The 24,700-nt window shown below is 71.0% G+C and carries 21 protein-coding genes; 8 read left to right on the top strand and 13 right to left on the bottom strand.

What is annotated here, in order from left to right:
- Positions 1 to 25: 25 nt before the first annotated feature.
- Positions 26 to 964, bottom strand: a complete 939-nt coding sequence (locus ACZ7SW_RS15410; protein ID WP_470231038.1) for an ABC transporter permease — start codon at positions 962 to 964, stop codon at positions 26 to 28.
- Positions 961 to 3,831: an alpha/beta fold hydrolase gene (locus ACZ7SW_RS15405; RefSeq protein ID WP_470231037.1), complete on the bottom strand. Its 2,871-nt coding sequence runs from the start codon at positions 3,829 to 3,831 to the stop codon at positions 961 to 963. The genes ACZ7SW_RS15410 and ACZ7SW_RS15405 overlap by 4 nt, the downstream gene beginning before the upstream one ends.
- Before the next feature lie 764 nt (positions 3,832 to 4,595).
- Between ACZ7SW_RS15405 and ACZ7SW_RS15400 the strand changes: the two genes are divergently transcribed.
- Entirely contained in the window at positions 4,596 to 5,561 is a 966-nt protein-coding gene (locus ACZ7SW_RS15400; protein ID WP_470231036.1) for a TerC family protein, read from the top strand.
- A 38-nt stretch (positions 5,562 to 5,599) separates the two neighbouring features.
- Positions 5,600 to 7,522, top strand: a complete 1,923-nt coding sequence (locus ACZ7SW_RS15395; protein WP_470231035.1) for a S9 family peptidase — start codon at positions 5,600 to 5,602, stop codon at positions 7,520 to 7,522.
- Here ACZ7SW_RS15395 and ACZ7SW_RS15390 read toward each other — a convergent pair.
- The 3 genes from ACZ7SW_RS15390 to ACZ7SW_RS15380 form a co-directional block, all read right to left on the bottom strand.
- Complete coding sequence (locus ACZ7SW_RS15390) at positions 7,515 to 8,171, bottom strand: RES family NAD+ phosphorylase (RefSeq protein ID WP_116206792.1); 657 nt, start codon at positions 8,169 to 8,171, stop codon at positions 7,515 to 7,517. The two genes, ACZ7SW_RS15395 and ACZ7SW_RS15390, sit on opposite strands and share 8 nt — an antisense overlap.
- Positions 8,172 to 8,260: 89 nt before the next feature.
- The gene (locus tag ACZ7SW_RS15385; RefSeq protein ID WP_470231034.1) at positions 8,261 to 8,842 is read right to left on the bottom strand and encodes a DNA-binding protein; all 582 of its coding nucleotides are present in this window, start codon (positions 8,840 to 8,842) and stop codon (positions 8,261 to 8,263) included.
- 400 nt (positions 8,843 to 9,242) lie between these two features.
- Entirely contained in the window at positions 9,243 to 10,220 is a 978-nt protein-coding gene (locus tag ACZ7SW_RS15380) for a LacI family DNA-binding transcriptional regulator (RefSeq protein WP_470231033.1), read from the bottom strand.
- Positions 10,221 to 10,312: 92 nt separating this feature from the next.
- Between ACZ7SW_RS15380 and ACZ7SW_RS15375 the strand changes: the two genes are divergently transcribed.
- Entirely contained in the window at positions 10,313 to 11,791 is a 1,479-nt protein-coding gene (locus ACZ7SW_RS15375; RefSeq protein WP_470231032.1) for an FGGY-family carbohydrate kinase, read from the top strand.
- 1 nt (position 11,792) lies between these two features.
- Here ACZ7SW_RS15375 and ACZ7SW_RS15370 read toward each other — a convergent pair whose 3' ends face one another.
- On the bottom strand, positions 11,793 to 12,551 hold the full coding sequence (locus ACZ7SW_RS15370) for an AraC family transcriptional regulator (protein ID WP_470231031.1): 759 nt from the start codon (positions 12,549 to 12,551) through the stop codon (positions 11,793 to 11,795).
- 38 nt (positions 12,552 to 12,589) lie between these two features.
- Between ACZ7SW_RS15370 and ACZ7SW_RS15365 the strand changes: the two genes are divergently transcribed.
- From ACZ7SW_RS15365 to ACZ7SW_RS15355, 3 genes are all read left to right on the top strand, one after another.
- On the top strand, positions 12,590 to 12,988 hold the full coding sequence (locus tag ACZ7SW_RS15365) for an NUDIX hydrolase (RefSeq protein ID WP_470231030.1): 399 nt from the start codon (positions 12,590 to 12,592) through the stop codon (positions 12,986 to 12,988).
- Positions 12,989 to 13,186: 198 nt separating this feature from the next.
- Positions 13,187 to 13,675: an MmpS family transport accessory protein gene (locus tag ACZ7SW_RS15360; RefSeq protein ID WP_470231029.1), complete on the top strand. Its 489-nt coding sequence runs from the start codon at positions 13,187 to 13,189 to the stop codon at positions 13,673 to 13,675.
- 279 nt (positions 13,676 to 13,954) lie between these two features.
- Complete coding sequence (locus tag ACZ7SW_RS15355; RefSeq protein WP_470231028.1) at positions 13,955 to 14,725, top strand: ABC transporter permease; 771 nt, start codon at positions 13,955 to 13,957, stop codon at positions 14,723 to 14,725.
- Here the strand turns inward: ACZ7SW_RS15355 and ACZ7SW_RS15350 are convergent.
- Positions 14,701 to 15,387 (bottom strand): histidine phosphatase family protein, encoded by a 687-nt coding sequence (locus ACZ7SW_RS15350; protein WP_470231027.1) that lies wholly within the window; start codon positions 15,385 to 15,387, stop codon positions 14,701 to 14,703. The genes ACZ7SW_RS15355 and ACZ7SW_RS15350 overlap by 25 nt on opposite strands.
- 22 nt (positions 15,388 to 15,409) lie before the next feature.
- A complete protein-coding gene (locus tag ACZ7SW_RS15345; protein WP_470231026.1) occupies positions 15,410 to 17,287 on the bottom strand; it encodes a Na+/H+ antiporter in 1,878 nt (625 codons plus the stop codon).
- A gap of 59 nt (positions 17,288 to 17,346) precedes the next feature.
- Here ACZ7SW_RS15345 and ACZ7SW_RS15340 point away from each other — a divergent pair, with 59 nt between their 5' ends.
- Positions 17,347 to 18,756 (top strand): carboxylesterase/lipase family protein, encoded by a 1,410-nt coding sequence (locus tag ACZ7SW_RS15340; RefSeq protein WP_470231025.1) that lies wholly within the window; start codon positions 17,347 to 17,349, stop codon positions 18,754 to 18,756.
- Between the two features lie 28 nt (positions 18,757 to 18,784).
- Here ACZ7SW_RS15340 and ACZ7SW_RS15335 read toward each other — a convergent pair whose 3' ends face one another.
- The 4 genes from ACZ7SW_RS15335 to rnhA form a co-directional block, all read right to left on the bottom strand.
- Positions 18,785 to 21,424, bottom strand: coding sequence for a glycoside hydrolase family 2 protein (locus ACZ7SW_RS15335; RefSeq protein ID WP_470231301.1), 2,640 nt, complete (start codon positions 21,422 to 21,424; stop codon positions 18,785 to 18,787).
- Between the two features lie 174 nt (positions 21,425 to 21,598).
- On the bottom strand, positions 21,599 to 21,973 hold the full coding sequence (locus ACZ7SW_RS15330; RefSeq protein WP_470231024.1) for a YchJ family protein: 375 nt from the start codon (positions 21,971 to 21,973) through the stop codon (positions 21,599 to 21,601).
- Positions 21,970 to 22,323 (bottom strand): DUF1801 domain-containing protein, encoded by a 354-nt coding sequence (locus tag ACZ7SW_RS15325; RefSeq protein WP_470231023.1) that lies wholly within the window; start codon positions 22,321 to 22,323, stop codon positions 21,970 to 21,972. The genes ACZ7SW_RS15330 and ACZ7SW_RS15325 overlap by 4 nt, the downstream gene beginning before the upstream one ends.
- 117 nt (positions 22,324 to 22,440) lie before the next feature.
- Positions 22,441 to 22,920 carry a ribonuclease HI gene (gene rnhA, locus ACZ7SW_RS15320; RefSeq protein WP_470231022.1) on the bottom strand — a complete coding sequence of 160 codons (480 nt, stop codon included), beginning with the start codon at positions 22,918 to 22,920 and terminating at the stop codon, positions 22,441 to 22,443.
- Positions 22,921 to 23,011: 91 nt separating this feature from the next.
- On the opposite strand from rnhA, the gene ACZ7SW_RS15315 reads away from it, so the two are divergent.
- Positions 23,012 to 23,797, top strand: a complete 786-nt coding sequence (locus ACZ7SW_RS15315) for a DUF1684 domain-containing protein (RefSeq protein WP_470231021.1) — start codon at positions 23,012 to 23,014, stop codon at positions 23,795 to 23,797.
- 54 nt (positions 23,798 to 23,851) lie between these two features.
- On the opposite strand, the gene ACZ7SW_RS15310 is transcribed toward ACZ7SW_RS15315, so the two are convergent.
- Positions 23,852 to 24,517 (bottom strand): hypothetical protein, encoded by a 666-nt coding sequence (locus ACZ7SW_RS15310; RefSeq protein ID WP_470231020.1) that lies wholly within the window; start codon positions 24,515 to 24,517, stop codon positions 23,852 to 23,854.
- Positions 24,518 to 24,700: the final 183 nt, after the last annotated feature.

Raw genomic sequence — 24,700 nt, 5'->3', positions numbered from 1 at the left:
CGCCGAACCGTACCGGACATCAGGCTCAGCTGGTGACGTCCTTGCGTGCGAACCGGCGGCCCGCCAGCAGCAGGAACACCGTCGTGTAGATGACCGACGACAGCACCCCGCTGGCCAGGTTCGTCCAGTCGATGTCGGTGGAGATCAAGTCGATCCAGGCGAACGAGTAGTGCGTCGGCAGATAGTTCCGCAGGCCCTCCAAAGCGGTGATCTGGTCGAGGATCTGCGACAGGATCGCCACGAGCACCGTCCCGCCGACCGCGCCCAGCGGCGCCTCCGTCGACACGCTCAGCAGCAGCGCGAGCCCGGCGACCCAGGCCAGCTGCACCACGATGTACACAGTGGACAGCAGCAGCGCCAGCAAACTGTCGCCGAAGCTGACCGCGTCGCCGGTGGGGCTGATCGCGTCGCCCGCGCCGTACCAGATGATGCCGACCAGCAGCGAAACCACCGGAAGCAGCACGAGCGCGGCGATCGACAGCAGCCCGGACACCACGGCCTTCTGCCGCAGGAGCCGGTGTCGCGGCACCGGGATCGCCAGCAGGTACTTCAGGCTCGACCACGACGATTCGCTCGCGATCGTGTCGCCGAAGAACAGCGCGACGATCATCGGCAGCAGGAACGTGCCGGACACGAAGAAGGCGAGCACCACGAAGTTCGGCGCGCTCGCCGTCGCGAGGTCCACGAAGCCGCCGGAGCGGCGGTTGGGACTGGACTGCCCGATCTGGAACGCCACCACGAGGATGAACGGCAGCACCGCGACGAACGCCAGCACCAGCTGGGTCCGCCTGCGGCGCAGCTGCCGTTTCAGCTCCACGCCCAGCCGCAGCGTCCGGTCGGCGCGGTAGCCCGCGACCGCGCCGTCCGGTCCGACCTCGGCCGGTTCCGCGGTGGCCAGGTCGCTCAGTTCCTGCAGTGCGGCCGGGTCGGTGTGCACCCCGCCGGAACCGTTGCCCTCGCTCATGAATCCTCTCCCACCAGCTGCAGGAACGCGTCTTCGAGCCGGCGGCGCGGCCCGGCCTGTTCCACCGCGACCCCGGCCCGCACGAGCGTCGCTACCGCGTCCGCGCGCGGCAGCCCGTCGAGATTCGCGTGCACCAGATCGCCTTCCGTCTCGATGCCCGACACCCCGTCGACGCTCTTGAGCGCCGCCGCGGCGGCCGCCGGGTCGCCGACCCGGAAGGTCGCCTCGCCGCTCGAGGCCGCCAGCTCGCCGACCTCGCCCGAGGCCACGAGCCTCCCGCGGTGCATGACCACCACGTGCGAACACGTCTGCTCGACCTCGGCCAGCAGGTGGCTCGAGACGACGACGGTGCGCCCGGTGGCGGCGTAGCGCTGCAGGACCTCCCGCATCTGGTGGATCTGCGGCGGGTCGAGCCCGTTGGTCGGTTCGTCGAGCACCATCAGCTCCGGCAGCCCGAGCATCGCCTGCGCGATCGCGAGCCGCTGCCGCATGCCCTGGCTGTAGGTCTTCACCCGCCGGTGCACCGCGTCGCCGAGCCCGGCGATCTCCAATGCCTCGGTGAAATGCGCCTTCTCGACCGGCCGCCCGGTCGCCGCCCAGTACAGCTCCAGGTTCGCCTTTCCGGACAGGTGCGGCAAAAACCCGGAGCCCTCGACGAACGACCCGATCCGCGACAGCACCGGCGCGCCCGGCGCGATCCGATGGCCGAACACGCGGATCTCGCCCGCGGTCGGCGTGATCAGGCCCATCAGCATCCGCAGAGTGGTCGTCTTCCCCGCGCCGTTCGGCCCGAGCAGGCCGAGCACCTGGCCCGGTTCGACGCGGAACGACAGGTCCCGCACGGCGGTGAACCCTCCCGCGTACTGCTTGCGCAGCCCCTTGATCACCAGCGGGGTGTCCGCGAGTTCCGGGTCGACGTCGTGTGCTCGCTGCCGCCGGATCACCGCCACCACGACCACCGCGAGCGCGATCAGCAGCGTCACGCCGATGCCGATCAGCTGCCCGACGGGCAGGGGAGCGCCGACCGAAGCGCCGGGCACCACCGGGACGGCGAGCGCCGCGCCCGCCGCGAGCCCGACCCGGAACACGCCCGGCTGCGTCGGCGCCGAGTACGCCTGGTCAGTCGTGCCGACGACGAGCCGCAGCGAATGCCCGGAGTCGATCGGCCGCACGACACCCGGCAGCGTCACCGTGACGTCGACCGGTGTGCCGTCGGCGGGCAGCCCGGTGACCCGGAACGGCGCGACCGCGTTCGCGGGCAGCACCCGGGTGCCGTCCTGGCCGACGTCGTACAGCTTCGCGAACAGCACCGCCTCCGGCTGCGGATGCGCCGGATCGGTCGCGACCCGCAGCCGGACGGTGCTCGAACCGGACAGCAGTACCTGGTTGTCGAACGGCGCGGTGCCGAACTGCGCGGCTTGTCCCGGCGGGTCGCTGCTGAACAGCGGGGCCAGCCGCGCGGTGCTGGACGCGAGCCCGTTGAGCCCGGGAATCCCGCTCACCGCGGCCGGATTCGCGCCCGCGGGCCGGACGACCGGCTGCGCCGGGCCGGTGAGCGCCACCTGCTTCCGCTCGGTCCCGTCGCCGTTCAGCCCGGGGTACGCGGCGGTGTTGACCGTCCGCACCGACGGGGTTCCGTTGGCGCGCAACGTGCCTTGGACGTCGTAGCTGAATCCGTGGCCCGGGTCGCCCGCTCCGGTGAGCGACGACCACAGGAAGTCGCCGATCTTCGCGCGCAGCTGCGGTCCGGGGACGCCGCCGTCGTGCCCGCCGGTGTACCAGATCGTGCGCACCGATCCACCCGCCGCGGTGATCTGCCGCGCGGTCGCGTCGGATTGGTCGAGCCCGAACAGCGTGTCGCTCTCGCCTTGGACGAGCAGCGTCGGCGCGGTGATCTTGCCGGTGACCGACGAGGGGGAGACGCGATGCAGCAGCGCGACTGTCTCCGGGCTGGCCTTGCCGGTCGTCGCCAGTTCCGTGTACGCCTTGCACACCGCCGCGGTGAACCGCCCGCACGGATCCGCGGACGGCCGCTCCGCGCGCGCACCGGCAGGCGGCGCGGCGGCTTGCGGAGCGGTGCCGCCGCTGTTGCCCGCGGTGCTGCCGTTGTCGTTGGTCTTCTGTCCCGCTTCAGGCGCCTCGGCAGACGGCGTGCTGGCCGCGGCCGCACCAGAACCGGCGGAGAAGAAGATGCCCGCCCAGGTCTTCTTGAAGACGCCGTCCGGGGAGAACGCGCCGGCGGCCGCCGGAGTCTTCGCCGACGGAGCAGCGGCCGCCGCGGCGTTCGGCACGAGAGCCTGGCCGAGGTCGTTGTAGGTGATCACCGGCGCGAGCGCGCGCACCCGGTGATCGGTCCCGGCGAGCAGGAGCGACAGCGAACCGCCGTACGACGCTCCGGTCACCCCGATCTCGCGCTGGCCGTCGGCTCCGGCCGACACTTCGGGGCTCGCTGCCAGCCGGTCGACCAGGCGGCGCGCGTCGGCGACCTCGCCGTCGGGATCGTTCAGCCCGATCTTGCCGGTGCTGTGCCCGAATCCGCGCGCGGACCAGGAAAGCACCACGAACCCGCGCTGCGCCAGTTCGCGCGCCTGCGGGTCCACGCTGGACTTGTCGCCGCCGAAGCCGTGCGCGAGCAGTACCGCGGGCGCGGGCGTGTGTTCGGGGTAGTAGGTCGTGGTGTCGATCCGGACCTGATCGGGGGAACCGGGTCCGGCGGGCATCGAGACGAAGGCGTCCTGGGTCCGGACCGGCGCGGGACCGCGGTCGCGGGTCGCCCAGACGGTCACCGCGGCGGCGGCGACCAGCACCACGGCGGCGACGGCGACAAGCCGGGAACCGCGGCTGCGGGGAAACGGGATTCGGGGCACGACGCGACGTTAGGACTATTTCGCTGAGAACGGGGGGTGGGCTTTACATGGATTAGACATGGTTCACCCGCTGGGGTGTGGGGGGCGGGGAGGTGGTCGGTGCTGGGTGGGGACGCGGGGACGGGGTTGGTGTTGGGCGAGAGCGCGGGGACGGGGGCGGGGTTGGTGTTGGGCATGCGCGGTGCGGGAGGAGGTGTGGGGTGGGTTGGTGGTGGTGGGCATGTGCGGTGCAGGGGAAGGCGTCGGCTGGGTTGGGGGTGAAGGTGCCGCGAGCTGTGTTTTTGGCGCCGGCTTCGCCGTCGCGTGCGGGATCGCTTTTAGCCGACGTTTGGGCTGAGCGGCGGGAGGGGCCTTCGGCCTGTCCCGCCGCTCAGCCCAAACGTCGGCGCGATCCCGCGGTTGTGGGCACGTATGAGGAAAAGGGTGAGGGGGTGAAGGCGGGGGGGAGCGGGTGCGGTGAGGGGGAGCGGGTGCGTCGGTGGGGGGAGCGGGGAGTGCCGGATCCGTCCGGGCGCTTGGCGGACGCCCAGAGTGATGAAGAAGACACGGCCGGTCCGGTGATGTGGGCAACCCCGGCTGGCGTTCGCAGCCTGTAACCGGCAGACTGAACGCGCTGTGAGGGGAGTATTCCTTCGCGGCGGTGTCGTCAGCACGGTGCACCCGGCGAGTCGTTCGCCGAGGTCCCCGGCACCGTCGGCCGGTCTCGTACCGGCGGGAGAGACCTCCGGTTAGTTGCTGCTGCGCACTATCCGGAGGTTTCTGAGATGACTGTCCCCCTGTGGCTGTGGTTCGCGACAGTCGGCGGGCTGCTCGCGCTGATCGCGATCGACCTGGTGATCGTCGACCACAAGCCGCACGCGGTGACCACCGGCGAGGCCGCCCGCTGGGTGGTCTTCTACATCGCCTGCGCCGTCCTGTTCGGAGCGGGCGTCTGGTTCTTCGCCGGGCACGACCCCGGGGTCCAGTTCTTCACCGGGTACATCACCGAGTACTCGCTGAGCGTGGACAACCTCTTCATCTTCATGATCATCATGACCTCGTTCAAGGTGCCCGCGATCCACCAGCACCGCGTGCTGCTCGTCGGCATCCTGCTCGCGCTGGGCATGCGGAGCGTGTTCATCGCGGTCGGCGCGGCGCTGATCAACCAGTTCGTGTGGGTGTTCTTCGTCTTCGGCGCGGTGCTCGTGTGGACCGCGATCAGCATGCTGCGCGGCAAGGGCGACGAAGAGGAATACCACGAGAACGCGCTCACCCGCTGGGTGCGCAAGCTCTGGCCGGTCACCGACGACTACCACGGCCACAAGTACCTGGTGAAGGAAGGCGGCAAGCGGAAGATCACCCCGATGCTGCTGGTGATCATCGCGATCGGCTCGGCCGACCTGCTGTTCGCGGTGGACTCCATCCCGGCGATCTTCGGCATCACCCAGGAGGCGTTCCTCGTCTTCACCGCCAACGCGTTCGCGCTGATGGGCCTGCGGCAGCTGTACTTCCTGCTCGGCGGGCTGGTCACGAAGCTCGTGTACCTCAGCTACGGCCTCGCGGTGATCCTCGCCTTCATCGGCGCGAAGCTGGTGGTGCACGCGCTGCACGAGTACCACCTCGCGCCGGACTGGCTCGACATCAGCAACTGGATGTCCCTCGGCGTCATCGTCGTGGTCCTGACCGTCACCACGGTGCTGAGCCTGGCGAAGGCCAAACGCGACGAACAGCGGACGGTACAGGCGAAATAGGTCGTTTGCCTTGCTAAGGATCGGGTACGGTCGTCGGCATGCGTCCTGCCGACATCGAAGTCCTCGCCGTCCCCGGCCGTCCCGCGCTGCGCGGTGACCTCCTGCTCGCCGCGGTGAGCAGTCCCGACCTGGAAGCCGACCAGTACCGCAGCGCGATCCGGCGGATCTCGCTGTCCGGCGGCGAAACCCCGTGGACGCACGGTCCGCGCGACTCCGCTCCGGCGATTTCGCCGGACGGGCGCTGGGTCGCGTTCCTGCGCGCCGGCGACGGGAAGGGCGCCGAGGGCAGCCCGCAGGTGCACGTGATGCCCGTCGACGGCGGCGAAGCCCGCAAGCTCACGTCGCTGCACCTCGGTGCGGACGCGCCGGTGTGGGCCCCGGATTCGCGCTGGCTCGCGTTCACCGCGCGGGAAGCCGAACCGGGCCGCTACGGCACCGAGGACGCCGACGGCCGCACGCCGGAGCTCGAAGCGCCCCGGCTGATCACTCGGCTCGACTACCGCCTCGACAACATCGGCTTCCTGCGCGACCGGCCGAAGCGGCTGTTCGTGCTCGACACGTTCGAAGGGGGCGAGCCGGAAGCGGTGACGCCGCGCGACTACAGCGTCAGCCAGCCGGTGTGGACGCCGGATGGCGAGCGGGTCGTCGTGATCGTGCCGCACGACTTCGACCGGACGGAAACGCGCGAGCACGACCTCGTCGCGTTCCCGGTCGACGGCGGCGAACCCGAGGTGCTCGCCGTCTGCGCCGGGTACGCCGATCAGCCGGTGTACGCGCCGGACGGAACGCTCTACTTCGTCGGCACGTCCCATGAGGACGGTGTCGTCGTCGCCTCCAACGCCGGGCTGTACGCGGTCGTGCCGGACGGGAAACCGCGGCGGCTGACCGATGTGGAGACTGTCGATATCGAAATCGGCTCCGGCCCGGCAGTTCCGCTCGGCGACGAGGTGCTGGTCGCCGTGCGCAACCGCGGTGCGGTGGAGTTGCGTGCGATCGCGACGGACGCCGACGGTGCGAAGTTCGACGAATTGCGCGTGCTGCATGCCGGGCATTCGGCGGTCCACGGATTCGCGGCGGACGGCGAAACTGTCGTCGCGGTGGTCGCCGGTCCGGATACCGCGGGCGAGCTGGTGGTGCTGGGCCCGGACGGCCCGCGGGTGCTCACCGACTACTCGAAGCCGTTGCGGGACAAGGGTCTTTGCGAGGTCGTGGAACTCGAGACGACCGCGCCGGACGGCTGCCCGGTGCACGGCTGGCTCGTGCTGCCCGAGGGCGACGGACCGCATCCGGTGCTGCGCGTGGTGCACGGCGGGCCGTTCGCCCAGCAGGAATGGACAGTGTTCGACGAGGCCCAGGTGTACGCGTCAGCCGGGTTCGCGGTCGTGCTCGGCAACCCGCGCGGCTCGGCCGGGTACGGGCAGTCGCACGGTACTTCGGCGGTGCACAACATGGGCACCGTCGACGTCGACGACGTGCTCGCGCTCCTCGACAAGGCGCTGGAACGGCCCGACCTCGACGCGTCGCGGACCGGGATCATGGGCGGTTCCTACGGCGGGTTCATGACGAGCTGGGTCGCCGCGAAGCACCCGGACCGGTTCCGCGCGGCGTGGAGCGAGCGCGCGGTGAACGCGTGGGATTCCTTCGCCGGAAGCTCCGACATCGGCTACTACTTCACCGAGGGCTACGTCGGCGCGGACCCGGAGGAACAGCGCCGCCGCAGCCCGCTCAGCTACGCCTCCGACGTGCGGATCCCGTTCGCCGTCGCGCATTCCGAGCAGGACTGGCGCTGCCCGCTGGAGCAGGCGCAGCGGCAGTTCGTGGCGCTGCGCCAGGCCGGCGTCGAGACGGAGTTCCTGCTGTTCCCGGGCGAGGGACACGAGCTGACGCGCTCGGGCAAGCCGCGGCACCGGGTCCAGCGGTTCGAGGCGGTGCTGGCCTGGTGGGCGCGGCACCTCAGCTGAGCAGCGTGTAGTTCAGCTCCTCGCACACCCGCCCGAGCGGCACGTCGAGCCCCGGATGGTCCAGCGGAAGCAGGACGTCCGGGGCGATCGGCAGCGCCGCGCCCGCGGGCGGGTCCCACAGGCACACCGAGGGCTTGCCCGCGTCCATCGACGAGCGGTACCAGAGCCCGTCGAGGTCCGGCATCGCGCCGCGGATCGCCCGCGCCCACGCCTGGGTGATCTTTTTCGGGCCGCTGGAGATCTCCTGCGACGCGCCGACCCGGGTCGGCCACAGCCCGGTGAGGTCGAGCAGCCGCAGCACCCGCGTCGGGCGCACCACGACCAGCCGGGGGCCGCGCGTCGTGCGGTCCACCGTCGAGGTCGTCTGGAACACCTCGGCGACGCTCGTGCGCACGGTCAGGCCGAAGTACAGCACGCCGTTGCCCGGGTCGGTGACCGGACGGCCGCCGCGGCCGGGCGGCTGCTGGTCGAACCGGCCGTGCGGGAGCGGGCCGGTGTAGCGGAAGGTGTTCCACTGCTGCGGGTGATTGCCGTGCGCGGTGAAGATGCGGACCAGCCGGGTCTCGGGCTGCACCGAAACCACGTCGTGGCTGCGGTCCAGCCCCTTGACCAGAGCCGACCGCGCCGGAGGCGAGGGGAGCCGGGCCATGCGGGGGAGGTCGTCCGTCCTGTGTCGGGGCAGGGGGCGGGCCTGCGCACGGAGGGCGGATCGGTGCGCGGGCGGAGAGGGTCAGCGGGTCAGAACGGCGAGCCGAGCGTGGCGACGAGCCGGGCCACTTGCCCGGGGTCGCCGCCGGCGAGCAGCCACTGCCGCGGCGTGGCGGGCCGGTCGCTGATCACCAGGTCGGCCTGCGGGGTGTTCATGAACGCGGCGACGACCAGCGCGGGCTGGTCCTCGGGGACGGCGCGCAGCACGGTTTCGAGGCCGGGCAGCACGCCCGCGCCGTTGAACTGCCACGCGGGCAGCCGCCATCCCTGGTCCTTCCAGCCGGTGAGCCTGCCTTCCTTGAGGCGGTGCCGGATCCGGCTGTCGTCGACGTTCAGCATCTCGGCGGCCTGGCCGACCGACAGCGCGGAGTCGGCGAGCACGGCGTGCGCGGCGACGGTGCGCGCGCGGAAGTCCGGTTCGCCCTCGTCGCGCGGGCTCAGGTCGAGGCCCGCGTCGGTCAGCGCGGCCCGCTGGTCGGGGGAGAAGTAGTGCGAGGGGTCGGGGTTGGGCGGCGACAGCCTGCGGGCCGCGTCCTCCACGAGCGTGAGGAACTCGTTCGCGTCGGCCTTGAGGCCGGCTCTTGCGAGAACGTTCTCCAGCGCTATCGACATACGCTCAGCCTAGCGCGTGTGTGCGGGTTCGTGCGGTTTCTGGCCCTTTTTGTGGGTGAATTCACCAAAGATCGCCACGCATCGCACAGAAGTAAACACGATGCGTAGGCGATGTCGGGACAGTCTGCCCCGCACCGGGTGCCTTGTCCAGGCTTTCGAGCGCTTGACACTCCCGGACCGCGGATTTACGTTGCGAACGAGTAATCGGTTTCCCGCCCTCGGGTGCGGCCCGTGCTCCGCCGTCCGCGGCGGAAGCTGGGGGGACAGGGGGTGGGGCGTGCCTGGCGGCTCGGCGGATCCCCGCCGGGCCGCCAGGCACGTCGTTTCCCCGGATTACGCTTTCTCTTCCCGGACGTGCTCGCCGGATTTCGCCGCGCCGCCGTTTCCGTGGCGCGGCCGGTCAGCGGTGCGAGCTCTGCCGTTCGATCAGCTGCGCGTCCAGGGTCGTGGTGACCGGTTCGCGGGTGCTGTCGGCGATGCGGGCCAGCAGCAACTGCGCGGCGACCCGGCCGATCTCGTACGCCGGCTGCGCCACGACCGTCAGCGGCGGGTCGATCAAGGTCGTCCACGGGGCGTCGTCGAACGAGACGATGCCGATGTCGCGCCCGGAGCGGAGGTTCCGTTCCGCGAGCGCCTCCAGGACCCCGATCGCCATCGTGCTGTTCGCGACCAGCAGCGCGTCCGGCGGCTCCGGCTGGTCCAGCAGGTCCCCGGCGGCGCGGCGGGCGCCTTCCGCGCGGTATTCGGCGCGGCGGTAGACCGCGTTCTCCTCGCCGACCGCGTCGAAGTAGCCGGACAGCCGGTCGTCGGCGGTGCGCACGCCCGACGGCCCGGTCAGGCAGGCAACCCGCCGGTAGCCGTTCGCGACGAGGTGCCGGGCCGCCTGCCGGGCGGCGCGGCGGGTGTCGACGAGCACCTGGTCGCCGTCGGTGTCCGGCAGCGGCCGGTCGACCGCGACCACCGGCGTGCCGAGCCGGCGCAGGCGCGTGACGTTCGTGGCCGGGCCGGTGGGGGAGAGCAGCACGCCCGCGACGCGTTCCTGCAGCGCGACGTCGAGGTACCGGCGTTCCTTGTCCTCGTTCTCGTCGGAATTGCAGAGCACTACCGAGTATCCGGACACCTGCGCGAGATCCTCGACCCCGCGCGCGATCGAGGTGAAGAACGGGTTCTCGACGTCGGAGATGATCAGCGCGAGCACCGCGGTCTCCTGGCGGCGCAGGTTTCTCGCCAGTCCGTTCGGGTGGTAGCCGAGTTCCTCGGCGGCCTCGAGCACCCGAGCGGCCAGCTCGGGGTCCACTGTGGACTTGCCGTTCAGGGTCCGCGACACCGTGGCGGTCGAGACGCCTGCCCTGGCGGCGACGTCGCTGATCGTGGCCACCGAGCCTCCTCGTCCTGGCTTCCTTGACACCCCGGTGAGCGCAGAATACCTTGCCGGTAATCGTTTACCGTCCGCTTGCCGGGGGTGCTGTGATGCGACCGGGCCCGTTGCTCGGCATCGACATCGGCACGTCCGGTTCGAAAGGCGTCCTCGTGGGTGCGGACGGCACTGTACTGGCGCGCGCCGTCCGCCCGCACAGCACCTCCCGCCCGCGGCCCGGCTGGTTCGAGCACGACGCCGAAACGGTGTGGTGGGCCGGGTTCGCCGGACTGGTGCGCGAATTGCTGGCCGGCGGCCGGAAACCCGCCGGGCTCGCGGTGAGCGGCATCGGCCCGGTGCTGCTGCCCGCGGACTCCGACGGCCGCCCGCTGCGCCCGGCGATCCTCTACGGCGTCGACACGCGGGCCGGCGCGGAAATCGCCGAGCTGACCGCCGAACTCGGCGAAGAGTCCATTGTGGAACGCTGCGGCAGCGCGCTGTCGAGCCAGGCGGTCGGGCCGAAATGGCGGTGGCTGCACCGGCACGAGCCGGACGTCGCCGCGCGGGCCCGGCGGTTCCTGATGGCGAGCTCGTACCTCGTGCGGCGGCTGACCGGCGAATACGTGCTCGACCACCATTCGGCCAGCCAGTGCGACCCGATGTACGACCTGCGCGCGGGCGGCTGGGCGGAGGACTGGGCCGCGCTCGTCGCGCCCGGGATCGAACTGCCGCGGCTGGCCTGGCCGACCGAGGTCGTCGGCACGGTCACGGCTCAAGCCGCCGCCGAGACCGGGTTGCCGGCCGGAATGCCGGTCACCTGCGGCACGATCGACGCGTGGGCCGAAGCGACCAGCGCGGGCGTGCGCGACCCTGGCGACACGATGGTCATGTACGGCACCACGATGTTCCTTGTCCAGGCTGTCGCCGAGGCTCGCCCGGTGCCCGGGTTGTGGGCGACGCGCGGGGTTTTGCCGGGCAGCTACTCGCTGGCCGCGGGAATGGCGACGTCCGGCGCGATCACCGACTGGCTGCGGGAACTCTTCGACGGCGATTTCGCCGAACTGGTCGCTTCGGCCGGTCGCGTCCCGGCCGGCAGCCGCGGATTGCTGATGCTGCCGTACTTCGCGGGCGAACGTACCCCGGTGCCGGATCCGTTGGCGCGCGGGCTGATCGCCGGGCTGACCACCTCGCACGGCCGGGCCGAGCTGTACCGCGCGGCTTTGGAGGGAACGGCATACGGGGTGCGGCACAACCTCTCCGCGATGGGGGCGCCCGCGCGCCGGTTGATGGCAGTCGGCGGCGGGACGCGGGGACGCGTGTGGACCGGCATCGTGAGCGACGTGACCCGGACGCCGCAGCATCTTCCGACGGAAACTGTCGGGGCGTGTTTCGGGGACGCGTACCTGGCGGCGGTGGCGATCGGGCTGGAGCCGGACATTGACGCGTGGAACCCGGTCGCTGAGGTGATCGAGCCGGATCCGGAGCGGGCGGATCGGTACGACGAGTTTTACGCGCATTACCGGGCGTTGTATCCGGCGACGGTGGAGACCGCGCATTTTCTCGCGCGGCAACAGGATTCGGCGGCGGAGTGAGCTACCGGCCGAAGTAGGCGCCCGGGGTGAGGCCGGTCAGTGCCCGGCATTCGCGGGTGAGGTGCGGCTGGTCCGAGTAGCCCGCGGCGACGGCCAGATCGGCGAGGGTGGCGGCGGCGGGCGCCAGCGCGATGGCTCGTTGGAAGCGCAGGATTCGCCGGTAGGTGGCTGGTCCGTAGCCGACTGCGAGGGTGAACAGGCGGCGCGCCTGACGCTCGCTTCGGCCTGCCTCCGCCGGGCGCCACTCGGATCGCGCGCCCGGATGCGTCAGGTGCCGCGCGGGCCGATCGTTCGCGAGCTGCCGTGCGGAGCGTGTTTCGGCGTCCCAGGCAGCTTCCGCGGCGAGCTGCGCCACCATCTGTTCCACCACCGGATCCGCGACGGCCGCCCGGTCCGCCGCGACGTCGGCCATCGCGTCGGCGAGGTCGCGGCCGCTGAGGATCTCGTCGGCGAGCGTCGCGCCTCGGTGGTTCCACAGGTCTGTCAGCGAGATCCGGCTGTCGCGCAGTTCGTCCGCGCCGACGCCGAGCATCGCCGCCGCCGCGCCCGGCTGCAAGCGCAGGCCGCGCAGCCGCGCGCCGGGCGGGAACGCCGACGTCCATGCCGCCGTGTCCGGCCCCGCGACGAACACCTGGCCGGCACCGGCGACGAGGTCCACGCAGCCGTCCGGGACGATCCGCTTCGGGCCGGGCTCCGCCGACTCCCAGCGGCACCGCACGAGGCGGCGCAGCGGTTCCGGCGGCGGGCTTTCGCGGTACACCCCGCGATCATGCCCCGCGGGTACGACAGAATGCGCCCATGACCCCGATCGACGCCCTGGCCTGGGTCCACGTGAAGGACCGGCGGCTGCTGTCCGTCCGCACCTCCGGGAAGCAGAAGTTCTATCTCCCCGGCGGCAAGCGCGAACCCGGCGAGGGCGACGTCGAGGGCCTGTGCCGGGAGATCCGCGAGGAACTGGGCGTCGCGCTCGACCCGCTCAGCTTCCGGTTCTTCGCGCTGCTCGACGAGCAGGCCGACGGATTCGCCGACGGCCGCCGCGTCCGGATGACCTGCTACACCGCCGAGCACACCGGCGAACCGGAGCCGTCGGCGGAGATCGCCGAAGCCGCGTGGCTGCGCGCAGCGGACGCCGCCGCCTGCCCGCCCGCCGGACAGCGCGTGCTGCGGATGCTGTCCGAGGCCGGGCTGGTGGATTGATCACCCTGGGTCAACCGGGGCGCCCGCGAGCGTTGTCGGCATCGTGCGTGGTGACCGTATTCGCGAGCGAACCCCAGCTACCCCCATCAGGGTGAAACGGAACCAATTTTCTCGGGTTGGCTAACGCCGTGTAACGGTCTGGCGAAGAACCAGACGTCGCACTCGCGGGAAGTGCGCTCGAGAAGAGAAGACCTCTCCATGGGTGTTCCTGGCGCGACCCGGCCCACGGCGGCCCGGGGGGAATCGAGCAGGCTGCGGCCGCTCGGGAGCGCGGTGGTCGTGGTCGGCGTCATTGCCGTCGCGGTCACTGTCGCGTGGTACGTCATGCCGAAAGCGACCTCGGACCGGCCAGCCCCGGCCGCGTCGGTGCCGTCCGCGCCGTCGGTGACGGTTGAACCGGCGGCGGTGCGCGAGGTGACCCGCACGGTCGTCTACGAACTGACCGGCGAGGACGTCGCGCACAACCTGACCTACGTCGCGACCGGCGGCGACCTCGAACAACAGGCCGAGGTCCACCTGCCCTGGTCGGCGACGGTCGAGCGGAAGACTCCCGCCGAACAGCCGGTGTTCAGCAGCCTGGTGGCGCAGAGCGCGGGGGCGCTGCTGTGCCGGATCCGGGTGGACGGGCACGTGGTCGCCGAGAAATCGGTGACGGGACAGGGGCGGCAGCTCAGCTGCAGCGCCTGATCCGGGCGGGTCGAGCCCGGGGCCGGGTCGCGAGCCGGATTCCGGGCTGCGGGGGAGCCAGGTGGGGTGGTGGCATTCGACGCGCCGCACCTCTGGTTCGCCCTGCCGGACTCTCGCTTGCGGCGGGAAAACATCGTGCCCGGTCAGGGTCCCGCGCCGCTCGCTGCGGCTCCGGTCCCCGCGCCGGACTCTCGGCTGCGGCGGGCTCCGGGGTTCGTGAACTGCCGCCGCTCCGCCCGCCCACCGCCCCGGACTCCCGTCTGGGGCAGGATCACCACCGTGAACGGTGCGATCGGGTTCGGGCCCGCGTTGATCGCCGTGCTCGTCGTGCTGGCGCTCGCGGGCGCGGCCGTCGTCCGGTTCGGGCAGCTCGGGCAGGGGCGGGCGGTGCTCGTCGCGGCCGTCCGGGCCGTCGCTCAGCTCGCGCTCGTCTCGCTGGTCATCACCTTCATCCTGCGTTCGGATTGGCTGACCGGCCTGTTCGTGCTCGCGATGTTCTCCATCGCCGCCGCGACGTCCGCCGGTCGGATCGGGGTGCCGCGGCGGATCGGGTGGGTCGCGCTGTCGCTGGCGTCCGGTGTCGTCCCGGTGCTGGGGCTCGTGCTGGGTTCCGGGGTCGTCCCGGCGAAGCCGATCTCCGTGGTGCCGATAGCGGGGATCGTGATCGGCGGTTCGATGACCGCGACCTCGCAGGCCGCGCGCCGGGCGCTCGACGAGCTCAAACAACGCCGCGGCGAGTACGAAGCCGCACTCGCGCTGGGGTTTCTGCCGCGCCACGCCGCACTCGAGATCTGCCGTCCGTCGGCAGGGCACGCGCTGATCCCGGCGCTCGACCAGACCCGGACGGTCGGCCTGGTGACGTTGCCGGGCGCGTACGTCGGCGTTCTGCTGGGCGGGGCGAGCCCGCTTCAGGCCGGTACGACGCAAGTGCTGGTGCTGATCGGGCTGCTGGCCGCGGAATCGGTGTCAGTGCTGGTGACGGTGCAGCTCGTCGCGGCGGGGTTCATCCGCCGCGACGAGTCGCTTCAGCCGAGCGGGGCCGCCAGGTGAGACCGGTCGTTGAAGCAGCGGATCAGCCAGTTCTCGCCGTGCACCACGAGGTGCGAGATCGATCCGTTGTCCGCGCCCAGGAAGGCGAATCGCTCCAGCGAGCGGCTCGCCTGCGCGAACACCTCGCCGATCACGCCGCCGTGGGTGAACACCGCGACCCGCTGATCCGGGTGCGCCGCCGCGATGCGCGTGAGCGCGGCCCGGATCCGCAGGCCGAACGCTTCGTCGGATTCCGCGCCCGGCAGGACGTCCCAGCGCTGCTCCTCCCACAGCTTCTGAGCCAGCGGATGCCCCTCGGCGGTGTGCTTGCGGAACAGCCCGTTTTCCCATTCGCCCAGGTGGATCTCGCGCAGCTCCGGCTCGACGGCGGGGGTGAGGCCGAGCTTTTCCGCCAGTGGCGCCGCGGTTTGCGCTGTGCGCCGCAACGTGGTGACGTACACCGCTTCGATGCGTTCGGACGCCAGCCGTTCGCCCACGCGCGCGGCGTGGTCGCGGCCTTCCGGCGCGAGGTCCGGGTCGGCCTGGCCGTCGACGAGATCGAACGGCTCGCTGAGCCGTTGCGGCATCGATTCCCCGTGGCGCACCAGGAAAATCTCGGTGGCGCCCGAGGGCGGGCTGAAGCGGTGCTGGCGGTACTCGACTTCCTGTTCGGGCGTGCTCATGCCCCGACCCTAACCGGTCGGTTCAGCCGAGTTGTTTGTCCACGAAGCACCATCGCCACGTCTCGCCCGGTTCGAAGCTGCGCATCACCGGGTGCAGGGTTTCGTGGAAGTGCTGCGAGGCGTGCTTGCCCGGCGACGAATCGCAGCAGGCGACGTGCCCGCACTTGAGGCACATCCTCAGGTGCACCCACGTCATCCCGGCCTCGACGCATTCGGCGCAGGAGTCCTGGGAACTGGGTTCCTTGCCCGGCCATTCATGGCTGAGGTGCTTGCACGACCCGGCCGTGGCGGCGGGGGTGCTGAGTTCGCGTTCGGCCACCGGGGGTTCCTCCTCTTCGCGGTCGAGCATGGATTCTTCGATGTCCAGGCGGGCCAGCACGCGGCGCAGCACGGCGTCGTCGGCGGTGCCGCGGTCGCGTGCCTTCAGGAATTGTTCGCGTTCGGCTTCGAGCAGTTGGACGCGAAGCCTGCGGTAGGCGTCGCTCGGGGTTTCGGCGAGCGTGCTCTGCCGTCCGAGCTGTTCCCACGCGGCGTCGGACCGGCCCTGCAACCGGTCGCGCAGCCGCTCGATCACCTCGGGCGGGTCTTCCGGACGGCGCAGTTCCTCGAGTTTCGCGAGCGCGACGCTGGTCATGTCGTGCAGCACGGCGGCTTCCTGCAGCGCGTCCTCCGCCGGGTCCGGACGAGGCAGCCGCAGGCGGCGGATCAGCGGCGGCAGCGTCATGCCCTGCACCACGAGCGTCCCGGCCACCACCACGACCGCGGCCAGCACGAGCACCGCGCGCCGCGGGGTGTCCGCGGGCAGCACGAACGCGGCGGCGAGCGTGACCACGCCGCGCATCCCGGCCCACGCGATCACCGCCGAATAGCGCCACGGCCACACCTTGCCGCGTTCCAGGCCCACAGTCTTCAGGAGGCGTTTCACCACGCCGATCCCGACCATCCAGAGCATCCGGGTGAGGATCGTCGCGGCGAGCACCGCGGCGCAGATCCCGACGAGCTGCCACGGCGAAAGCCCGCTCTTGCCGACCTCGTGCAGGATTCCCCGCACCTGCAGGCCGATCAGCAGGAAGACCATGTTCTCCAGGAGGAACTGGACGGTTTCCCAGTTCAGCCTGCTGGCCAGCCGCGACGGGCCGGACTGGATCCGCGGCGTCTGGTGCCCCTGGATGAGCCCGGTGACGACCACCGCCAGCACGCCGGATCCGTGCACCGCTTCAGCCAGCAAGTACGCCGCGAAGGGCACCGCGAACGACAGCGCGGTGTCGGTGAGGGTGTCTTCCAGCTTCGCGCGCACGTACGTCACGATCAGCCCGACCAGGAAACCGACGACGATCCCGCCGGCGGCCGCGAGCAGGAAGTCGAGACCGACCTGCCAGAGGCTGACCGCGCCGGCGATCGCCGCAATCGCGGTCCGCAGCGCGACGAGCGCGGCGGCGTCGTTGAAGAGGCTTTCGCCCTCCAGCAGCCGGACGAGCTTGCGCGGCATCCCGACGCGCCGCGCGACCACGCTCGCCGCCACCGCGTCCGGCGGCGCGACGACCGCGCCGAGCGCGATCCCGGCGGCCAGCGGCAATCCCGGCACCACCAGCCAGGCGACGAGCCCGACGCCGAACGCGGTGAACACCACCAGCCCGACCGACAGCAGCGCGATCGGCCCGCGCAGCTTGCGGAACGCGACCAGCGACGTCTGCAGCGACGCCGAGTACAGCAGCGGCGGCAGCAGTCCGATGAGGACGATCTCCGGGTCCAGTTCGTACTGCGGCACCCCGGGGATGAACGACACCCCGACGCCGACCGCGACCAGGCACAGCGGCGCCGACCAGTCCATCCGGCGCGCGACGACGGTCACCAGGAGGACCGTCAGGACCAGCGTCACCAATTCCGCTGCGATTTCCACCGGACAATCATCACCCGCGGCCCCGGAGGACGCGCGGGGGCCGGCGTTAGGCTGCGATCGTGACGACGGTGGAGACGCGGGCGGGTGCCGTCCGCGGGGTGGCGGCCGACGGGGTCGGGCTTTTCCGGGGAGTGCCGTTCGCGGAGCCGCCGGTGGGGGAGTTGCGGTTCCGGCCGCCGGTGCCGGTGGCGTCCTGGACCGGAGTGCGCGACGCGACGGAGTTCGCCGCCAAAGCCCCGCAGCCCGACGTGACCGGGAAGCGCTTCGTCGGCGACGAGGACTGCCTGTATGTCAACGTCTACGCGCCCGAAGCACCCGGCTCGTACCCGGTGCTGGTGTGGATCCACGGCGGCGGCGGGGTGATGGGTGCGCCGCATCAGTTCGACGCGTCCGCGTACGCCCGGCGCGGCGTGGTCGTCGTGACCGTCGCGTACCGGCTCGGGGTGCTGGGCATGCTCCGCCTGCCCGGGGTTTCCGACGGGAATCTCTCGCTGCGCGACCAGGTTCTGGCGCTGGAATGGGTCCGCGACAACGTGGCCGCGTTCGGCGGCGACCCGCGGCGCGTCACCCTCGCCGGGCAGTCCAACGGCGGCCGTACCGTCGGGACGTTGCTGGCGGTTCCCGCGGCGAAAGGGCTGTTCAGCCAGGCGATCGTGCAGAGCGGCACCGGCGTCGGTTCCGTCGTGCACACTCCGGCCGAGGCGGAAGATGTCGGCGAAGCGGTGCTGGAGGAGCTAGCCGGTGCGGACCTGTCCACCCTGCCGGTCACGGAGATTTTGACTGCGCAGCAACGGGTGACGGCTCAGCTCGGCACGCTCGTGCCGTACCGCGTGGTGGTCGGCGGGGATCTCCTGCCGCGGCGGCCCGGCGAAGCGGTCGCGGACGGCGCGGCGCGGGAAGTCCGGATCCTCGCCGGAACGACGGCCGACGAGCAGGACCTGTTCTCCTGGCTGCAAACCGGCGGCGCGAAACTGCTCGGCACCGGCTCCACGATGCTCGAACCGGACGTCATCGCCCGGATGACCGAGGCGTACCGGGAGCTGCTGCCGGACTGGCCGGAAAACCAGCTGGTGAACCGCGTCCGCACGGCGGGGGACTGGTGGCTGCCCGCGATCCGGCTCGCGGAGACCCAGCACGCGGCGGGCGGCACGGCGTGGATGTACCGGCTGGACTGGCGGATCGCGCCGCGCGGGCGGGGCCTCGGCGCGGCGCACGGGGTGGACCTGCCGTTCGTGTTCGCCGACGTCCGCAACCCGAACTGGCGCTTCCTGTTCGCCATCGCCCGCCCCGATCCGGAGCGGCTGCGGGCGATGGCGAAGGAGATGTTCGAAACGTGGGTCCGGTTCGTGGCGACCGGCGATCCGGGCTGGGCGCCCTACACGCCGGAGGACCGCGTGACCCGGTTGTTCGACGACGTCAGCACGACCGTGTCCGATCCGGATGCCGGACAGCGGCGGCTGTGGGACTAGCGAGCCGGGCCCGCTAGTCCCACCGCGCTCACGCGTGGACGGTCTGCGTGCCGGTGTTCCAGCCCGCGACCCGCACCGACGGAGCCGAGCCGTGCAGGTCGGCCGTGCGGTAGGAGGCGGTGATCGTCACCGATTCGCCCGGCCACAGGCTGACCTGGTTGTCCGACCAGGACACCGGAAGCACCGGCGTGCCCGCGCTGTCCACCAGGTGCGTGTCCACCATGAACGCCGGGGTCTTGCCCGACGAGGTGTTGGTGAGCTTCACCGTGGTCACAGTGGTGCCGTCCGGACCCGGGGCGGAGGTCGCCGCGGTGGCCACCTTCGCCGCGCCCAGCTTCGACAGCCCGGACAGGTCCGCGTACGACGAGGTCGGCGTGTAGTACCAGTCCGACTTGCTCCAGTTGAGCTTGTCGTCCTTGGTGGACAGCCAGTACACGTTCCGGCTGACCTCCTTGCCCGCCGAATCGGTGAGCACCAGCTTCGCCAGGTAGGTGGACGAAAGCCCGCTGACCGAACCGATGTCGAGCGCCTTCGCGTGCGCGCCGCCGCCGTTGACCGAGAAGTCCTTCTTGGTCTTCGAGAACTTCTTCGTGCCGTCGGTGTTGAACAGCTCGACGCTGGCGGTCAGGCCGGACGCCTTCTTCGTGGCGGAGTTGACCACCTCGGCCGACTTGGTGTCGTAGGAGTACTGGATGTGCAGCGGCTCGTTCGCCTTCTTGGCCCCGAAGTAGGAGCCGTTCTGGTCGAGGTAGGCGTCGAACAGCTGCCAGTGCAGCGACGTCCAGCCGCTGTTGAGCATCCAGTAGATGAGCCCGGTCGACGGGTCCTTCGCGTCGGTGAAGTTGCGGGAGTGCGATTCGAACTCCGCGCGGACGTTCTCGTACTGCGCCAGCTGCGCCTTGCGGACGAAGTCGTCCAGGCTCGCCGGCTTGCCGTAGCGGCCGGCCAGCGCGTCGCCGAAGATCTTCAGGTTGGCGAAGGTCTCCGACTCGGAGCGGTGGTACTGCGGCGCGGCCGGGTTCTTCCAGAGCGTTTCCAGCTCGGCGGGCGTCATCATCCGCTTGAGCGTGTCCATCGTCGGGATGTCCGGCCCGGCGCTGGTCTCGGAGTTGAAGTTCCACGCGCCGCCCGCGTCCTTGTGCGCCTTGTCGTACCAGTAGTTCGGCGGGACGTAGTCGTACGGGCCGTTCATCTTCATCCCGGACGGGCCGAGCTTCGGCGACGCCTTGGCCGACGCCGCGGAGATCACCGCCGCGGGCCAGTCCGCTGCGGACAGCGCGTCGAGGTAGCCCTTTTCGATCCGCGCGTCGGGCGCGAAGTCGCTGCCGATGTGGAACGACAGCACGCTCGGGTGGTCGCGCAGCCGCTCGGCCTCGGCGGTCATCGACGCCTTGGCGATCGGGTAGTCCGCTTCGGTCCACGGCTCGCCCTTCTCGTCGCCGTTGACCTGGCCTTCCCACTTGTCGCAGCATTCCCAGCCGGGCATGGTCAGCACGCCCATCCGGTCCGCGAGGTCGAAGAACGCGTCGGGTTCGATGTGGCCTTCGAGCCGCACCGTGTTGAGGCCGAGGTTCTTGACGTAGGCGAGCTTGTCCGCCGCCCGGCCCGCGTCCCAGCGCAGCAGCAGGTCGGGGGACCAGCCGCCGCCCTTGATCATCAGCGGCTTGCCGTTGATCGAGTACTGCCGCCCGCCGCTGGAGTTCAGCGGAGCCTTGACGTCGCGGATGCCGAAGCTGGAGTGGCTCGCGTCGGACGTGGTCCCGCCGACGGTCGCGGTCAGGTCCAGCTGCTGCATCGGCTGCCCGCCCATCCCGGCGGGCCACCACACCTGCGGCTGGTCCACGCCGATCACCGGGAAGGAAACCGTCTTCTTCTCGTGCGCGGCAAGGGAAACGTCCTGGCTCACCGGTTTGCCCGCGACGGTGCCGGACACCGTGGCGCGGACCGCCGAGTCGGAGTCGTTGCGGACGTCGGCCTTCGCCGTGAGGTCGGCGTGGTCGAGCGCGGGCACGTTCAGCTTCGTGACGACGTGCGCGCCGCGGAGCGCGACCGGCCCGCTGTGCCGGACGACGATCTCGCGGGCGAGGCCCATGTTCTGGTCCGGCGGGGTCTGCGCCCAGTCGATCCAGCCCATCGAGAGGTCGTTGTTCGGGTCGTTCGGGTAGACCTTGAACGCGACGCTGTTGACGCCCTCGCGCACCTGCTTGGTCACGTCGAGGTCGTGCCGGGTGTACGGGCCGTTGACGTCGTCCTTGGTGGCGACGCGGGTGCCGTTCACCCAGACGTCGGCCTTGGAGAGCACGCCGCTGACGTCGAGGTAGGTGCGCTGCGAGGAGTCGGCGACCTTGAGGTCGGCCCGGTACCACCACGGGACCTTGAAGTCCGCGGCGGGCACGTTCTTCATGTTCGTGGAGTAGAACGGGTCGGAGTAGCGGCCGTTGGCGAGCAGCCCGGCGTAGACCGTCGACTGCGAGCCGACCGGGTACCAGCCCTTCGCGTCGAAGCCGGGCTTCGACACCGAGGCGTCGTCGGACACCTTGGCCGAGGACTGGATCAGATAACCGGGAATCGCGGCCTGGCCGGGTTCCGGCCCGGCCGAAGCGGCCCCGGCGACACCGGGGATCAACGCGGCGGTCAGGGCGGCGACTGCTAACAGCCGTCCGGGCATTCTTGGCCGGCGTGGGGTCACGAGCGGTCCTCCTCGGGCTCCTGGCGGCGGCGATGGGGGAGTGGCAATTGTTAGTAAAGTTCCTTAACGATTGCCGGTGATGGTAGCCGCCCGGAGCGCCCGGGAACAGACCTCGACGGGGTCTTTTCGTCCGATTTTCCCCTGCGGTTCCGCTTAGCGCGCGTCGACGTAGTACCAGCGCCCGCCCTCGCGGACGAAGCGGCTGTTCTCGTGCTGCGACTCGTCGTGGCCCTGGTAGCGGTAGTGCGCGCGGAACTCGACGGTGCCCTCGTTCTGCAGCAGCGAGCCGCCGGTCTGGCTGAGGATCTCCAGCCGGGTCCACTCCTGCGCGGGGTCGAGCCGCAGCCGCTTCGGGCGGGTGTCCGGGTGCCAGGTGTCGAGCAGGTAATCCGGCTCGCCGACGGCGAACGCGCAGTAACGCGACCGCATCAGCCGCTCGGCGGTCGGGGCGTGCTGGTCGCCGCGGTGGAACCGGCCGCAGCAGTCGGCGTAGGGCTCGGGCAGGCCGCAGGGGCAGGGATTGGTCACGCCGCTGATTCTGTCTCCAGCGCGAGAGCCTGCTGCACCCAGGCGGTGATCTGCTTGGCGTCGACGTACTCGGGGCCGCGCAGCTTCACATGCGCCATCTCGCGGGCGCTCGGTTCGAGACCGCTGTCGTTGATCAGTTGGCCGCGCCAGAACGCGAGCGTCACGTACGAGCTGTACGCCTTCGCGAGGCAGACCGGGTTCTTGCCGGCCTTCCAGGTGGGCGCGCCGTGGTAGAGCGCGGCCGGGTGCGGCATCGCGTCGTCGAGCACCGGCAGGAGAGCGGTGTAGACCTCGCGGAGCGCTTCGGGCTGCGCGGCGACGTACTCGGCGACGGTCGTGAACTTCGGCATGGCTTGTCCTCTCGGCTTTCTGCTGCTGCCGAGCTTGCCTTCCGATGGTTCTTCTTGTCAAGACTAATTTTTTTGTCGGTGATGTCCGCTGGTTCGCCCGCCCGCGGCAAACCCGACTCAGCCGCGAGCCCGGCGCACCCCGGCCGCGGCGGCTTCCTGCGATCCCTTGACTGCGAGCTTGTCCGCGCGCTCGTTCTCCGGAAGCCCGGCGTGCCCCTTGACCCACAGCCACTCGACCTCGTGCCGCTCGCAGGCGGTGTCGAGGCGCTGCCACAGGTCGGCGTTCTTGACCGGCTGCTTCGCCTGCGTCTGCCAGCCGTTCTTCTTCCAGCGCGGCATCCACTGGAGGATGCCGTTGCGGACGTACGTGCTGTCGGTGTAGATCCGGACCACGGACTCGCGGGTGAGGCTTTCCAGCGCGCGGATCGGAGCCATCAGCTCCATGCGGTTGTTGGTGGTGACGGTGTCCTCGGCGCCGTACAGCTCGCGCTCGTGCTTGCCGTAGCGCAGCAGCGCGCCCCAGCCGCCCGGTCCGGGATTGCCGCTGCACGCGCCGTCGGTGTAGATCTCCACGGTTTGTTCTGTCTGCTCCGCCACCCGGCGACCCTACCGTTCTCACGTGGTGGGAGCCGGAATGCCATGCCGGGGACGGTGTTGTGCCGTGGACACTCACGGAAGGGATCCGGACATGGCGGTGGAGTTCGCGCAGGCGTGGCAGGACTGGAAAGCGGAGCGGGAAAAGACGCTGGCCGATCCGTACGGCTGGCTGGCGCTGGTGTCGCTCGACTGGCTCGAGAACTCGCCCCGGACCTACCCCGGCCTGCCCGGCCGATGGTGGCAGGACGCCGAGGCCGCCTACGTCGACCCGGACGGCGGGGAGTTGCGGCATGAAGGCATTTTGCTGACTGAGGTCCACCGTTTCGAGCTGGTGAACAGCGGCGCGGGCACCCGGGTGACGGCTGGCTCGGCAGAAATCGAAGTCGCGCGCCGGTCGGGTTACCTGATCCGCGTGCACGACCCGAAAGCCCCTGTGCTGCACGGCTTCCACGGCGTGCCCTCGTACGAACCCGACCCGGCTTGGGTTCTGACTGGCCGCTTCGAGCTGTTCGACGAACCCCGGCCGACGACTGTGGGTGCGGTCGTAGAAGGACTGTCGCATGTCTATACCGCGCTCGGCCGGGTCGTCTTCGAGCGCGACGGTGTCGAGCACACGCTCACCGCGTTCAACGGCAAGACCGGCGGGTACAGCATTCTTTTCACCGACGCGACGAGCGGCGTGACGACTTATGCCGCCAACCGTTCCCTGCCGGTCGCCGAGGCCGCTGCGGACGGAACGGTGACGCTGGACTTCAACCGGGCGGTGAATCTGCCTTGTGCGTTCACGGACTTCGCCACGTGCCCGTTGCCGCCTGAGGGGAATCACCTGCCGTTCGCCGTGGAGGCGGGGGAGAAGCTGCCTTACGAGCGGCAGTGAGTTTTGGCTGAGTCTGTGTGTCCGGCCGCCGCTGCCGGGCACACAGACCCGCGGTCACTTGATCGGCTCGGCGCTGTCCCCGGCCAGGAGCAGTTCCGGCACCTGAGTGAGCGTCCAGCCGGACCCGGCCGGGGTCAGCACCCAGACGACGTCGAACCGATCGTCCGGCCACTTCTGCGGCGCGACCGCCCCGAACGCGGCCGCGAGCACGGGAATCTCCTCGTGCTGCCAACTGATCAACGTCGGCTCCGTCCGCCGGGCGACCTCCGCCGCGAGCTCGCTCTCGCTGCCCTTGGCGTAGGTAGTCAGAACGGTCTTGCCCAGCCGCTCCGCGACAGGCCCGGCAGTCTCCCGCGGCCGGGTGCCCTCGCCGCCGTCGCCACCCGCCGCGTAGACCGCGGTCGGCCGGGCGAGCCCCTCCCGCAGCGAACCCGTCGCCGGCGCGAACAACTCCACGAGCGCACCGGCCCGGGTCCAGCCGCGGACAGTCAGCGAGTGCGAATCGGCCTTGCCGTTCACGTCGATCCCTTGCGGCCCACCGGACCCGGACGGCTTCTCGGCGTGCCGGATGATCATCACCCGCGCCCCGCCAGGCTGAGCGGGCGGCAGAGCCGCGGCGGTCGCCTTGGCTTGTTTCGGCGCGCAACTGGTGACGAGCAGCGCCGCGCTGCCCGCCACGCCGCCGAGCAACGTCCGCCGTGACCACAGTCGCGCTGTCATGCCGCTCCCCGAATCCGTGCCGCTGAAGTTGACCTTCGCCTGAGTACCCGCCGGAGCCCGGCTGGGCAACGCGGCGCGCACGGGCGCGGTTGAATCCCTTGGCGGGCTTGGGATTTTCCGGACCATCCCGGGCGGCGCGGGACAATTCGGCGGGACCCCGGGCACAGGCGACTTTCGCCGACG

Source organism: Amycolatopsis sp. NPDC114484 (assembly GCF_055633755.1).
This window is presented reverse-complemented; position numbering and strand designations above follow the sequence as displayed.